The sequence below is a fragment of the Streptomyces sp. PH9007 genome (assembly GCF_059813725.1).
In genome coordinates, this window is the sequence record NZ_CM187440.1 from 2,041,093 (window position 1) to 2,055,254 (window position 14,162).

Sequence of the window (14,162 nt, forward strand, 5' to 3'; positions counted from 1 at the left end):
ATACACCACAGCGTGAGACCGACAACACCCATGATTGCTTTGTTCCGCCATGGACCGCTCTTCACCGTATTCACTCCAGACCGACCTCATCGTATCGGCCGACGACAACCCATGACTGGTTGACCAGACTCGTCGATCCTCTGTCCCAGTAACCGCTGTGGCCGATGGAGTCGGTCTCCATCCGATTGGCCCCGAACAACCGGTCGGACGGAACATTGGGAACGAAATCGGGGTCCACGTACGGTATCCCGAGCGGCCCTTGGTGGATGCCAAAATCACTCTCACCGTGATACCACCGCCCAAGATCCGGGACTTTGTCCCCCTCACCGATCAGATCGTCCCCGGAAAAGGGCCCGGCCGCCATGGACCACACGTGCTCGCTGCCGATACCGAGGTCGTCCGCACGCGACACCAGCATGCCGGGACTTCCGACCGCGATGATGTCGTCCGGAGCAATGCCGCCTTCCTTCGCCGCGGCACCCACCACCGTGCTTCCGTAACTGTGCCCGATGACCGTTGTATGGCTGGCGTCGGGCCCTCCCTGGACAGCTTCCACACCCGCGGTGAAGCGACTCAGCCCGGGTGCGGCGTCGTAGGCATAGCTGCGCTGTGTCGCGTCGGGAAAGACGTCCTGCGGCGCGTCATAACCTATCCAGGTAATCGTCGAGACGGAATCACCCCCTGCTACGGCGTTACTGGAACGCCACAGGTCGACCATGCGGTTGATGTCACCCGCCGCACCGGAGAGATTGGACCCCGTTCCCGGCACGTAGATCGCGGTGTGGTCAGCGTGGTCCGGATTTCCGTTCGCCACAATGGCATGACCGAGACCCTCCGTGTCAAAGCCGAGGAGGTATGCCTCGGGAAGAGCCTCCCCGCCGTCGGCCGGGGTCCCGGACTGTGCGAAGCGAGCGTTGATGGCATCGATTCCGGCCAACTGCTCTTGGAGCTGCTCGCGACGCTCGTTCCATTCGCCTCGGCCCATGCCCCCGGGTTCCCCGAGCGACGCCGCCAGGGCGAAATGTTCGGTCAGTTCTCCCCGCAGCCGGGCCTCCTCCATCTGCAGGACGGAGCGGTTGGCCATGTCCCGTGTCTCGGACGGCAGGCCGTCCAGGGCGCCGATCTCCGCAGGGCGCAGAGCCAGGAACGCGTCCTGCTCGGCTTCCGTCAGGCCACGCCACCAGTCCGCGTTCTCCTCCGGCGTCCCCCCTGCGGGGATGTCGCCGACATCCCCGATGCCCCGGATCGAGGTGGCCGCCGTCTCCAGGTCGGACTGGGCGTCCCGCCACATCGCGTCCGTGATCACGATGCCCCGGTCGCAGACCAGTTCGCGCAGGGTGCGGGCGTAGCGCGTGTCGATGTCGGCCGCGGCCTGGAGTACGCCGCCGATCCGGTCCGCCAATTGCTGGGCCACCATCGGATGCCCGAACAGCGGCAGCCCGACGCGGTCCAGGATGCGTCCGAAGACGGAACCGGAACGGACGGCGGTGCCCGCCTCGTAGCGGACACCGCCGTCCTCGTCCAGCGTTTCGGGGTAGGAGACGCTGCCGTCGTCGGCCACCGGGTACCCGTGCTCCGCCGCCTCCGTGAGCGAGGAGCGCAACCGCGCGCGTACCTCTGCCAGTTCCTCCGCCAGGCCCAGCAACGCGGCATGCACCAGGCCGGCCTGGAGCCTGGCGTACTCGCAGTTGTCCGCGATGAGCTGCAACCGGGTCTCGGCGGCCGTCGCCGTCTCGCCGGTCAGTTTCTCCCGCAGCGGCGCGAGCATCTGGCGGTCCACGTGCGCCCGCCCGTTCTCGCCCCACTCGACGACGGTCCGCCACTCACCGGCGCGCGTCGTCAGGACGTCCGTCCGCAGGTCCCGCAGCTGGGCCACGGTCATCATCGGGCGGTGTCCTCGGCCAGCACCTCATCGGCCCAGGACGGGTTCGCCCGCTGGAGGTCGGCCTGTGCGCGCGCCTCCGTTTCCGCGAATCCGCCCGCCGCCGAGGTGAAGCCCTCGCCCAGCCGCACGCACTCCTGCTCCACATCGCCCAGCCGGTCGCGCCAGCTGCTGAGCACCGAGCGCAGCGCCGTCTCGGACTCAAGACCGGTGCCCGTCTCCTCGCCGTCCCCCCGCAGCCCCGGCAGCACCACCTGCGTCAACTGGCCGCCCAGCGCGGTCGCGTCGGAACCCAGCTGAGTCAGCGTCCCGCCGTCGATCTCCAGGTCGAACATCCCGGCGCCGCCGGCGCCTTCCGGTCCCGGCCCCTCGTCCCACGCGTTCAGCCGGGTTCCCACGCCCTCATCCTGCGATGTCACCGCATCCCCCTCCAGATCGGACATCCGGGTTCATCGCAGGATGCTAGCCAACGCGAAGGGCCCGCGCATGAGTATCGCTACTCAGGCGCGGGCCCTTCGGCACCGCCCGGGGGCCTTCGGTCAGCGGTTGCTGCGCAGCAGGGTGCGCATCGTGCGCATCGCCACCGACAGGTTCGCCAGATCGAAGGTGTCCGAGGACTGGATCTCGCGCAGCGTGGCCCGGGCACGGGTCAGGATCGCCGCGTGCCGGCCGGCCCAGGCCGCGTACAGCTCCTCGGGGCCCGCCTCGGACTCGCCCGCCGCCAGCACGTCGGCCGCGATCAGCTGGTGCGCCGCGTACAGGTCCTCGCGGATCGCCGTGCGCGCCATGGACTGCCAGCGGTCGGCGCGCGGCAGTTCGCTGATGCGGTCCTGGAGCTGCGAGATGCCCAGCTGGTCGCTCAGGTGGTAGTACACCTCCGCGACGTCGAACAGCTCACGTCCGCTGCGGTCGGCGACCGCCACGATGTCCAGGGCCGAGAACGCCGCCGAGAACCCCGCGACCTGCTGGGCCAGATCCGCCGGTACGCCGTTCTCCACCAGCTCGTCGAACATCCGGCCGTGCAACTCCAGGTCCTGGCCGCGCAGCAGCTTCGGCAGCTCGGCCCACACCTGGGCGACCCGATCCTCGAACAGCTCGATGGTGTCGCCCAGTTGCAGCGGCTGCGGCCGGTTGTTCAGCAGCCAGCGTGCGCCGCGTTCGACCAGCCGCCGCGAGTGCAGCCGCAGCCGGGTGACGACGTCCGCCGCCACCTGGTTGTCGAGCCGCTCCGCCGCGTCCCAGATGGTGTTGAGGCCGAAGATCGCCCGCGCCGCGGTGTGCGCGCGGATGATCTCCTCCGTGGAGGCGCCGCTCTCCTCGCCCATGCGGTGCACGAACGAGCTGCCGCCGGTGTTGACGGTGTCGTTGACGAGCAGCGTGGTGATGATCTCGCGGCGCAGGGTGTGGCCCTCGATACGCTCGGGGAACCGTTCCCGCAGCGCGGTCGGGAAGTACTGGGCCAGCAGCCGCTTCACGTACGGGTCATCGGGCAGGTCGCTGCCGATCAGGTCCGCCGTCACCGACAGCTTGGCGTACGCCAGCAGCACCGACAGTTCCGGCTGGGTCAGCCCCTTGCCGGCCGCGCGCAGCTCCCAGATCTCCTCGTCGGCCGGCAGGAACTCCAGCCCCCGGTCCAGCCGCCCGTCGGCGGACAGCTTCCGCATCAGCCGCTGGTGGGCGAGGAGCAGCCCGGGCGCGGTGGCCTCGCTGTTGGCCAGCGCCACGTTCTGCGCGTAGTTGTTGCGCAGTACCAGCTCGGCGACCTCGTCCGTCATCGCGGCCAGCAGCGTGTTGCGCTGCTTGAGCGTCAGATCGCCGCCCGCCACCAGCGAGTTCAGCAGGATCTTGATGTTGACCTCGTGGTCGGAGGTGTCCACCCCGGCGCTGTTGTCGATCGCGTCGGTGTTGCAGCGGCCCCCGGACTGCGCGTACTCGATCCGGCCGCGCTGGGTGAGGCCGAGGTTGCCGCCCTCGCCGATGACGCGGGCCCGTACGTCCCGGCCGTCGATCCGGATGGCGTCGTTCGCCTTGTCACCGACGTCGGCGTGGGTCTCGCCCGACGCCTTCACGTAGGTGCCGATGCCGCCGTTCCACAGCAGGTCGACTGGCGCCTTGAGGATCGCCTTCATCAGCTCGGCCGGGGTCATCGACACGATGCCGGGGCTGATGCCCAGCGCCGCGCGCACCTGCGGGGTGATCGCGATGGACTTCGCGGTGCGCGGGTGGATCCCGCCGCCCTTGGAGATCAGCTCCGTGTCGTAGTCCGCCCACGACGAGCGCGGGAGGTCGAACAGCCGCTGCCGCTCCGCGTACCCGACGGCCGCCTCGGGCTCGGGGTCCAGGAAGATGTGCCGGTGGTCGAACGCGGCCACCAGCCGGATGTGCTGGGACAGCAGCATGCCGTTGCCGAACACGTCGCCGGACATGTCGCCGATCCCGGCGACCGTGAAGTCCTGGCGCTGGGTGTCGTGGCCCAGCTGCCGGAAGTGCCGCTTGACGGACTCCCACGCGCCGCGCGCCGTGATGCCCATGCCCTTGTGGTCGTAGCCGGCCGAGCCGCCGGAGGCGAACGCGTCGCCCAGCCAGAAGCCGTAGGACTGCGCGACCTCGTTCGCGATGTCCGAGAACGTGGCCGTTCCCTTGTCGGCGGCGACCACCAGGTACGTGTCGTCACCGTCGTGCCGCACCACGTCGCGCGGCGGGGTGACCTCGCCGTCGACGAGGTTGTCGGTGATGTCCAGCAGCCCGCTGATGAACGTCTTGTAGCAGGCGATGCCCTCGGCCAGCCAGCCGTCGCGGTCCTCCGCGGGGCTGGGCAACTGCTTGCCGACGAAGCCGCCCTTGGCGCCCACCGGCACGATCACCGTGTTCTTGACCTCCTGGGCCTTCACCAGGCCCAGGATCTCGGTGCGGAAGTCCTCCTTGCGGTCCGACCAGCGCAGCCCGCCGCGCGCCACCTTCCCGAACCGCAGGTGCACGCCCTCCACGCGGGGCGAGTACACCCAGATCTCGTAGGCGGGGCGCGGCTGCGGCAGGTCGGGGATGGCCTGCGGGTCGAGCTTCAGCGACAGGTACGGGTGCGGGTTGCCCTCGTCGTCGCGCTGGAAGTAGTTGCAGCGCAGCGTGGCCTTGATGACGGTGAGGTACGCCCGCAGGATGCGGTCCTCGTCGAGGTTGACGACCTGTTCCAGGGCGCCGTCCAGCTCCTCCAGCAGGCCGTCGGTCAGCTCCCGTCCGGCGCTGACGCGCTGCGGGGAGAGCCGGGCCTCGAACAGCGAGACCAGCAGCCGTGTGGTGTGGACGTTGCGGCGGAGCGTGGCCTCCATGGTCTCCCGGGCGAACCGGGCGCCGGCCTGCCACAGGTAGCGGGAGTAGGCGCGCAGCACCATCGCCTGCCGCCAGGTCAGCCCGGCGGAGATGACCAGCGCGTTGATGCCGTCGTTCTCGGCCTGCCCGGTCCAGGCGGCGGCGAACGCCTCCTGCACCCGTTCCCGGGTGTCGCCGCCCAGCAGCGGCGCCAGCGCCTCGGGGATCCGCAGCCCGAAGTCGTAGATCCAGGCGGGAGCGCCGTCGGTGGGCCGCAGCTCGTAGGGCCGCTCGTCGACGACCTCGACGCCCAGGTGCTGGAGCACCGGCAGCACGGCGGACAGCGAGACGGGCTCGCCGCGCCGGTAGATCTTGAACCGGCGCTCACCGGTGGCGGCGCCCACCGGCTCGTACAGGTTGAGGGCGAAGTCGGCGCCGGGCTCGCCGGGGCGCAGCCCGATGACGTACTGGAGGTCGGCGACCGCCGCCCGCGGCGGGAAGTCCGCCTTGTAGCCCTCGGGGAACGCGTTGTGGTAGCGGCGGCTCAGTTCCGCCGCCTGCTCCTCGCCGCACTCGTTGAGCAGCGCGTCGGCGAAGCCGTCGCTCCAGGAGCGGGACGCCTCGGCGAGCCGCGCCTCGATCCGGTCGACGTCGGCCTCGGTCAGCTCGGGCAGGTCGGTGCCCGGCTCCACGCGGACGACGAAGTGCAGCCGGGAGAGGACCGATTCGGTGTTCCAGGCGGTGAAGTCGACGGAGGAGCCGTCCAGTTCCTCGGTGAGGATGTCGATCAGCCGCATCCGGACCGAGGTGGTGTAGCGGTCGCGCGGCAGGTAGACCAGCGCCGAGTAGTACCGGCCGTACTCGTCCTGGCGCAGGAACAGCCGCAGCCGGCGGCGCTCCTGGAGGTGCAGTACGGCGGTGGCGATGGAGCGCAGCGTCTCCACCCCGGTCTGGAACAGCTCGTCGCGCGGGTAGGTCTCCAGGATCTGGAGCAGGTCGCGTCCGCTGTGCGAGTCGGGCGCGAACCCGGCGGCGGACAGTACCTCGGAGACCTTGCGGCGGATGACGGGGACCCGGCGCACCGACTCGGTGTAGGCGGCGGAGGAGAACAGCCCCAGGAAGCGCCGCTCCCCGACCACGCGGCCGTCGGCGTCGAACTTCTTCACGCCGATGTAGTCGAGGTAGGAGGGGCGGTGCACGGTGGCGCGGCTGTTGGCCTTGGTGAGGATCAGCAGCTGCGGCTCGCGCGCCTTGGCCCGCGCCGAGGGTGACAGCCGGGCGAACGCCGGGGAGGCGGCCGGGTTGAGCGGTACGGGGTAGGCGGGGTGGCCGTCCGGGTACTGCTGCGGGTCGGAGCGCAGAATGCCCAGGCCGCTGCCGGGGACGGCGCGCAGTTCGTCGTCCTCGGCGCCGTTGTGCCGGGTCAGCTCGTACTCGCGGTAGCCGAGGAAGGTGAAGTGGTCGGCGGCGAGCCAGCGCAGCAGCTCCCGCGCCTCCTCCACCTCCTGCGAGCGCAGCTCGTCGGCCTTGGGCTCGGTGGGCAGCTCGTCGGCGATGCGCAGGGCGGCGCCGCGCATCTTCTGCCAGTCCTCGACCGACTCGCGCACGTCGCTGAGGATGCGGCGCAGGTCGGCCTCGATGCGGGTCAGGTCCTCGCGGTCGGTCTCGCGGTCGATCTCGACGTGGATCCAGGACTCGGTGACGGCGTCGGCGGGCAGTTCGGCCGGGTCGTAGGTGGTGGCGGACGGGCCGAACGGGTCGCGGCCGGCGTCCAGCACCTCCAGGAGCTTGCCGGCGACGTCGCGGCGCACGATCACCTGAGGGTGGATCACGATGTGGATGCCGCGTTCCTGGCGGGAGAGCTCATTGGTGACGGAGTCCACCAGGAACGGCATGTCGTCGGTGACGACTTCGACCACGGTGTGGCTGCACGTCCAGCCCATCTCGTCGACGGTCGGGGTGTAGACGCGGACGTTGGCGGTGCCCTGCGGGCGGGTGGCGGCCAGCCGCAGGTGGGCGCGGGCGGCGCCGTACAGGTCGACGGGCTCGCGCTCGCTGACGTCCTCGGGCGAGATGTACTGGTAGTACCGCTGGAGGTAGGCCGTGAACGCGGCGGCATCCATGCCCGCCGGCCCCCCATCTCCCACCCCTACCTCGGCGGCCTGCACCAGCAGTGCGGCTTTGGCTTCATCCAGCTTGGTGTGCATGTCCTCAGGCTCCTGTCGCGCGCCGTTGCGTGACGTCGGGAAACGGTCACCGGGCAGCGCTCGATCTCACGTGACGGATGCTCCCGGCGAAGAACGGATCAGTGGCGGACCTCGCCCCATGAACCGGGCCCCGAGGGGAGGCGGCACCGCCTCCTGCCGATATCGCACTGATCACGTGAGCAAGGCTATCGCTCCCGGTGGGACGAGCGGATGAGAACGGTGTGAACAAAATCGCAGTACAGGGCCGGTTCAAAGCACCCGGCGTGGCGCTGCTCACGCCGCCAGCTCCGCTGCCAGGTCAACCGCTTCGGCCAGCGTGTCCACGACGGGGACGCCGGCGCGCTGAAGACTGCGACGACTGTGCGAACCGCCTGTATACAACACGGCGTGCGCCCCGATGTGCGCGGCGGCCCGTGCGTCGTCGACGGCGTCACCGATGACGACGGTCCGTGCGGGGGGCACGGCCCCGAGGGCGGCCAGGTGACGGGCCATCTGCTCGGCCTTCCCGATCCGGTTGCCCTCCCCCGTGCTGCCGTCGACGCGGGTGAAGTGGCCGGCGATGCCCATGCGGCTGACCAGCGGGGTGAGCTGGTCGTGCAGGGCCAGCGAGCACAGCGACTGGGTGTGCCCGGCCCCCCGCCAGGAGACCAGCAGGTCGGCGGCGCCCTCGGTGAGGGCGGCCCGCGCCGCGTGGGTGGCGTAGTGCGACTGGAACGCCGCGTCCAGCCGCAGCCACTCCGGCTCGCTCAGCTCGCGGCCCAGCAGCTGCCGGTAGAAGTCGGGGATCGGTATGCGGTACTCCTCGCGGTACCGCTCCACGGTGATCGGCGGGGCCTCGAAGACGGCCAGGCAGGCGTTGACGGACTCGACGACCACGTCGGTGTCGTGGAGCAGGGTGCCGTTCCAGTCCCACACGATGTGGGCGGAGCGCGGCGCGGGGATCTGGGTGTCCGGAACCATGCCTCGACGGTACGGGGCGGCACTGACAGGCGCGAAATGTATTAGAGGAGGTGGGGGATCTCCTGGACGCCGTACCACAGCAGTTCGTGGCCGGGGTCGGTGTCCCCGTCCCCGGCGGTGGCGGCCGCGGCCACGGCGGGCTCGGCGTCGGCGGCGTCCAGGTGCACGGAGGCGAGCCGGGCCAGCGGTACGGGGGCGGTGAGCGTGACGGCGCCCGGCTCCCGGGGGTCGGCGTCCACCGCACCGTCCGCGACCTCGGCGACGACGACCACCCGCCGCCGCGGGGCCGCCGGATCAGCGGCGAGCAGCCGCAGCGCGCCCGCCGCGGCCTCCCCGAGCGCCCCGTACTCCAGCTCCTCCTCGTCGGCCCCCTCGCCGTACCAGTCGCGCAGCGCCGGCGTGACGGCGAAGGCGGTCAGCGGCGCGGGCCCCAGCTCTCCCGAGCGGTGCAGGGCGGCGAGCCCCGGGAGGGTGAGGGGAACGTAGACGCGCATGACTGCCGCTTTCATCACAGGACTTGACGGGTGAGGAGTCCAGGGTACGCCTTGCCGCTCCGCGATCGCATGACTACACTGCGTCATAGTTACTCGCCAGTACACGCAGGGGGACGGCATGCGCGCCAGCACCAGCGGATTCGACCGACGCCCCCGGCCGGGCGCCGGACCCGTACCCCGGACGCGGCGCACGGACTCCCGCCGCCCCGGCGTCCCGCTGCCCCGCACGGCGGGCGGCGTGCGGACCCCGCAGCACTGGTTCGCCGAACGGCTGCTGCTGATCCTCAGCGGGCGCCGCCCCGTCCACCTGCTGCTGGGGCACACCACGGCCGAGGCGTACGAGGCGCTCATCCACGCCGCCGACCACGCTCCCTTCGCCTCCTCCGGAACCCCGGTACTGCGGCGGGTGGGCGCCACCCAGCCGGCCCCCGGCGCGGTCGAGGCGTTCGCCCGCGTGACGGTGGGCGAGCGCACCCGGGCCCTCGCCTTCCGCCTGGAACAGACGCCCGCCGGCTCCTGGCGGTGCGCGGCCCTGGAACTGGACACGATGCACCCGGGCCACCAGGACCCGCCCCACCCCACCGCACCACCCCGCCACCGCCCGGACGGCCGCCGCCGCTGAGCCCCCGGGGGGCCGGCGGCGGGACGGTTGGCGTTCGCCGTCGTACGTGTCGGGACGCTGCCGCACCCAACCCGGCCCCCGGGGGCCACCGGCCCGCCGCCCGTAGGGCGCACGGGCCCGGCGGGCGGCTGTCGCGTGCAGTGCCGCTCACCGGACACGCCCCGGGCGGGCAGCCCCGGCGGGCACGGCCTCCGCCGCCCCCGCGCAGCATGGAAGGCCCCAGACGGACCCCCCGCGCCAACCGCCTCCAAGTCACCCGAGGGCCCGGGCGAGCCCCATCCCGCACGGAGAGCGGAAGGCCGGGGGAGTTCGCCCCGGCCCTACCAGCTGGAGCGCACGGACCGCGTTGCCCGGTGGCCGTCGGTCGTCAACCTCGGAAGACCTGTGAGGTCGCCCTCCCGGGGGATCTCGCCCCCCCCACAACGCCCGGAGGGGCGGTGGGAACGGCCTCCCGGCCGTTCCCACCGCCCCTCCGGCGGTTCACCGTGCGCCGCGCCCCGTGCGGGCGCGGCGCACCGTGTGCGTCACTTCTTGCGGCGCCGGCCGCCCTTCTGGGCCTTGCGGCGGTCCGCCCGGCCACCGGTCACCGGCTGGTCGGCGTCGGTCACGACATCGCTCTCCACGACGCCGCCCTCCCCGTCCACCGACGGAGCCGACAGGTGCAGCCGGTCCGCCCGCTTCGGGGCCTCCAGGCCCTTCGCCAGGATCTTCGGCGCCGCCCCGCCCTGCTCCGCGCCCGGAGCCGCCGCCTGGACCGGAACCTGCTCGACCTTCCGCTCCACCTGGACCTCCAGGTTGAACAGGTAGCCGACCGACTCCTCCTTGATCCCGTCCATCATGGCCGTGAACATGTCGAAGCCCTCGCGCTGGAACTCCACCACCGGGTCGCGCTGCGCCATCGCGCGCAGCCCGATGCCCTCCTGGAGGTAGTCCATCTCGTACAGGTGCTCACGCCACTTGCGGTCCAGCACGGACAGCACCACGCGCCGCTCCAGCTCGCGCATCACCTCGGCGCCCAGCTCCTCCTCGCGGGCCCCGTACTGCTGGTGGATGTCCTCCTTGATGGACTCGGAGATGAACTCCGGCGTCAGACCGTCCCGGCCGTCCGCCTCCTCCTCCAGGTCCTCGACGGTGACCTTCACCGGGTAGAGCTGCTTGAACGCGCCCCACAGCCGGTCCATGTCCCATTCCTCGGCGAAGCCCTCGACGGTCTCCGCCTGGACGTAGGCGTCGATGGTGTCGTCCATGAAGAACTGGATCTGCTCGTGCAGGTCCTCGCCCTCCAGCACCCGGCGCCGCTCGCTGTAGATGACCTCGCGCTGCCGGTTCAGGACCTCGTCGTACTTGAGGACGTTCTTGCGGATCTCGAAGTTCTGCTGCTCGACCTGGCCCTGGGCGGAGGCGATCGCGCGCGTCACCATCTTGTTCTCGATCGGCACGTCGTCGGGCACATTGGCCATGGCCATGACCCGCTCCACCATCTGCGCCTTGAACAGCCGCATCAGGTCATCGCCGAGCGAGAGGTAGAACCGCGACTCCCCCGGGTCGCCCTGTCGTCCGGAACGGCCGCGCAGCTGGTTGTCGATACGCCGCGACTCGTGCCGCTCGGTGCCCAGGACGTAAAGCCCGCCCAGCTCCTTGACCTCGACGAACTCGTCCTCCACGGCCTTCTCGGCGCGCTCCAGCGCCTGCGGCAGCGCCGCCGCCCACTCCTCGACGTGCTCGGCCGGGTCCAGGCCCTTCTTGCGCAGCTCGGCCTCGGCGATGTCGTCCGGGTTGCCGCCCAGCTTGATGTCGGTACCACGGCCGGCCATGTTCGTGGCCACCGTCACCGCGGCCTTGCGGCCGGCCTTGGCGACGATCGCCGCCTCCCGCTCGTGGTTCTTCGCGTTGAGCACCTCGTGCCGCACGCCGCGCTTGTTCAGCTGCTGCGAGAGGTACTCGGACTTCTCCACGGAGGTGGTACCCACCAGCACCGGCTGCCCGGAGCGGTGCTTCTCCACGATGTCCTCGACGACCGCGTTGAACTTGGCCACCTCGGTGCGGTAGATCAGGTCCGCCTGGTCGATGCGCGCCATCCCCCGGTTGGTGGGGATCGGCACCACGCCCAGCTTGTAGATCTGGTGGAACTCGGCGGCCTCGGTCATCGCCGTACCGGTCATCCCGGACAGCTTGTCGTAGAGGCGGAAGTAGTTCTGGAGGGTGATCTTGGCGAGCGTCTGGTTCTCGTCCTTGATCTTCACCCCCTCCTTCGCCTCGATGGCCTGGTGCATGCCCTCGTTGTAGCGGCGGCCCGCGAGGATACGGCCGGTGTGCTCGTCGACGATCACGACCTCGCCGTCGATGACGACGTAGTCCTTGTCGTTCTTGTAGAGCTCCTTGGCCTTGATGGCGTTGTTCAGGTAGCCGACCAGCGGGGTGTTCACCGACTCGTAGAGGTTGTCGATGCCCAGCCAGTCCTCGACCTTGCTGACGCCGGCGTCGTGGATGGCGACGGTGCGCTTCTTCTCGTCCACGTCGTAGTCGCCGGTCTCGGCGATCTGGCGGGTCGGCTGCGCCGCCTCGCCCTTCTCCAGGCGCTTGACCAGCTTGGCGAAGTCCGCGTACCACTTCGTCGCCTGGTCGGCCGGGCCCGAGATGATCAGCGGGGTGCGCGCCTCGTCGATGAGGATCGAGTCGACCTCGTCCACCACGGCGAAGTTGTGGCCGCGCTGCACCAGTTCGTCCTTCGACCACGCCATGTTGTCGCGCAGGTAGTCGAAGCCGAACTCGTTGTTGGTGCCGTAGGTGATGTCGCACGCGTACTGCGCCCGCCGCTGCGCCGGGGTCATGCCCGCCGTGATGCAGCCGACCTCCAGGCCCAGGAAGCGGTGCACCCGGCCCATCCACTCCGAGTCACGCTGGGCGAGGTAGTCGTTGGTCGTGATCAGGTGCACGCCCTTGCCGGACAGCGCGTTCAGATACGTGGGCAGCGTACCGACCAGCGTCTTGCCCTCACCGGTCTTCATCTCGGCGACGTACCCCATGTGCAGGGCGGCACCGCCCATCAGCTGCACGTCGTAATGGCGCTGCCCCAGGACCCGCTTGGCGGCCTCCCGGACCGTGGCGAACGCCTCCGGCAGCAGGTCGTCGAGCGACTCGCCCTCGGCGATGCGCTCCTTGTACTCGTCGGTCAGCGCCCGCAGCTCCGCGTCGGAGAGATCAAGGAAGTCCTCTTCAATGGAATTCACCTGAGCGGCGATGCGGTGCAGCTTGCGCAGGATCTTGCCTTCGCCTGCACGCATGAGCTTGTTGAAGACGGACACGAGGGCTGGTCTCCTTGGGTCGGGCCTGCTGGGTCGCGGGCACAGCGAGAATGGCCCCGCCGCACCGGCCATGGTATGCGAGCGCCGACGCGACTGTCAGTGGTCGGCCCTACGATCGCCCGCATGACTGTTGCTCCTCCACGTCTGACCGCCGACGAAGCCCGCCGGATCGCCCTGCGTGCCCAGGGACTGCTGGGGGCCGTCGACCGCAGAGCGGGCGTGCGCGGGATGCTGCGCCACCTCGGCCAGGTCCAGCTGGACACCATCTCGGTGCTGGCCCGCTCGCACGAGCTGCTGCCCTACGCCCGGCTCGGCGCGGTCGGCCGGGACGCGGTGGAGGGGGCGTACTGGTCGGGCGGCACCGCTTTCGAATACTGGTCGCACGCGGCCTGTGTGCTGCCCATCGAGGAGTGGCCGCTGTTCGCCTTCAGGCGCCGCGCCTTCCGCGAGCGCGAGTCCTGGCACCACGGGCTCGGCGAGGGCGTGTACGAGCGCGTCATCGATCAGCTGCGGGCCGAGGGGCCGCTGACCGCCACGGAGCTGGGCGGGGCGAAGAACGGCGGCCCGTGGTGGGACTGGAGCGATGTCAAGGTCGCCGTCGAGCGGGCACTGATGTTCGGGGAGGTCGTGTGTGTGGAGCGCCGCGGCTGGAAGCGGGTGTACGACCTGGCCGAGCGGGCCGTCCCGGACGCCCTGCTCCACGACGACCTCGACGACACCGCGTGTCTGCGCAGGCTGGTCGCCCAGTCGGGGTCGGCGCTGGGCGTGGCCACCCAGGCGGATCTGGCCGATTACCACCGGCTCAAGGGCGCCCAGGTCGCCTCGGTCGTCGAGGACACCGGTCTGGTGGAGGTCACCGTGGACGGCTGGGAGCCGCCGCGCGGGCGCGGCGACGGCCGCAACCGCGTGTGGGCCGACCCGGCGGCCCTGGCCACCGCGCCGCGCGGCCGGCACCGTACGACGCTGCTCTCCCCGTTCGACTCCCTGATCTGGGACCGCGCCCGCACGGAGCGGATGTTCGGCTTCGTGCACCGCCTTGAGGCGTACGTGCCCCGGCCGCGCCGCGTCTACGGCTACTTCGCCATGCCGCTGCTGTCCGGCGGGCGGCTGCTGGGCCGGGTGGACCCGGCGCGCGAGGGCAGCACCCTCATCGCCCGGCATGCCGCCTTCGAGGGCACCACGGAACGGGCCGCCAAGGCGCTCCCGGCGATGGCCGAGGCCCTGGTGGAGGCCGCCGCGTGGGTGGGCGCGGACACCGTACGGGTGGAGCGCACCACCCCGGAGCAGCTGCACGAGCCGCTGCGGCGCGCGGTGGGCGACGCCTTCCGGGCCGCCTACCGCTGACCGGCGCGCGCACCGGACCGCGCAGCCAGCACAGTCCGCGCG

8 protein-coding genes are annotated in these 14,162 nt (G+C 71.0%); 2 read left to right on the plus strand and 6 right to left on the minus strand.

The window, feature by feature from the left end:
• Positions 1 to 70: 70 nt before the first annotated feature.
• The 5 genes from ACTFAP_RS09155 to ACTFAP_RS09175 all read right to left on the minus strand — a co-directional run bounded on the left by ACTFAP_RS09155 (position 71) and on the right by ACTFAP_RS09175 (position 8,849).
• Entirely contained in the window at positions 71 to 1,885 is a 1,815-nt protein-coding gene (locus ACTFAP_RS09155) for an alpha/beta hydrolase (protein ID WP_500468768.1), read from the minus strand.
• Positions 1,882 to 2,301 carry a hypothetical protein gene (locus tag ACTFAP_RS09160; protein ID WP_495684177.1) on the minus strand — a complete coding sequence of 140 codons (420 nt, stop codon included), beginning with the start codon at positions 2,299 to 2,301 and terminating at the stop codon, positions 1,882 to 1,884. The genes ACTFAP_RS09155 and ACTFAP_RS09160 overlap by 4 nt, the downstream gene beginning before the upstream one ends.
• A 120-nt stretch (positions 2,302 to 2,421) precedes the next feature.
• Entirely contained in the window at positions 2,422 to 7,395 is a 4,974-nt protein-coding gene (locus ACTFAP_RS09165) for an NAD-glutamate dehydrogenase domain-containing protein (RefSeq protein ID WP_495684178.1), read from the minus strand.
• 273 nt (positions 7,396 to 7,668) lie between these two features.
• Positions 7,669 to 8,355 (minus strand): HAD family hydrolase, encoded by a 687-nt coding sequence (locus ACTFAP_RS09170; RefSeq protein ID WP_495684179.1) that lies wholly within the window; start codon positions 8,353 to 8,355, stop codon positions 7,669 to 7,671.
• Between the two features lie 41 nt (positions 8,356 to 8,396).
• Positions 8,397 to 8,849: a DUF6912 family protein gene (locus ACTFAP_RS09175; RefSeq protein WP_495684180.1), complete on the minus strand. Its 453-nt coding sequence runs from the start codon at positions 8,847 to 8,849 to the stop codon at positions 8,397 to 8,399.
• A 118-nt stretch (positions 8,850 to 8,967) separates the two neighbouring features.
• On the opposite strand from ACTFAP_RS09175, the gene ACTFAP_RS09180 reads away from it, so the two are divergent.
• On the plus strand, positions 8,968 to 9,471 hold the full coding sequence (locus tag ACTFAP_RS09180) for an Rv3235 family protein (protein WP_495684181.1): 504 nt from the start codon (positions 8,968 to 8,970) through the stop codon (positions 9,469 to 9,471).
• A 524-nt stretch (positions 9,472 to 9,995) separates the two neighbouring features.
• Here ACTFAP_RS09180 and secA read toward each other — a convergent pair.
• The gene (secA, locus tag ACTFAP_RS09185) at positions 9,996 to 12,776 is read right to left on the minus strand and encodes a preprotein translocase subunit SecA (RefSeq protein WP_390123163.1); all 2,781 of its coding nucleotides are present in this window, start codon (positions 12,774 to 12,776) and stop codon (positions 9,996 to 9,998) included.
• A 123-nt stretch (positions 12,777 to 12,899) separates the two neighbouring features.
• Here secA and ACTFAP_RS09190 point away from each other — a divergent pair, with 123 nt between their 5' ends.
• Positions 12,900 to 14,120, plus strand: a complete 1,221-nt coding sequence (locus ACTFAP_RS09190; protein ID WP_495684182.1) for a DNA glycosylase AlkZ-like family protein — start codon at positions 12,900 to 12,902, stop codon at positions 14,118 to 14,120.
• Positions 14,121 to 14,162: the final 42 nt, after the last annotated feature.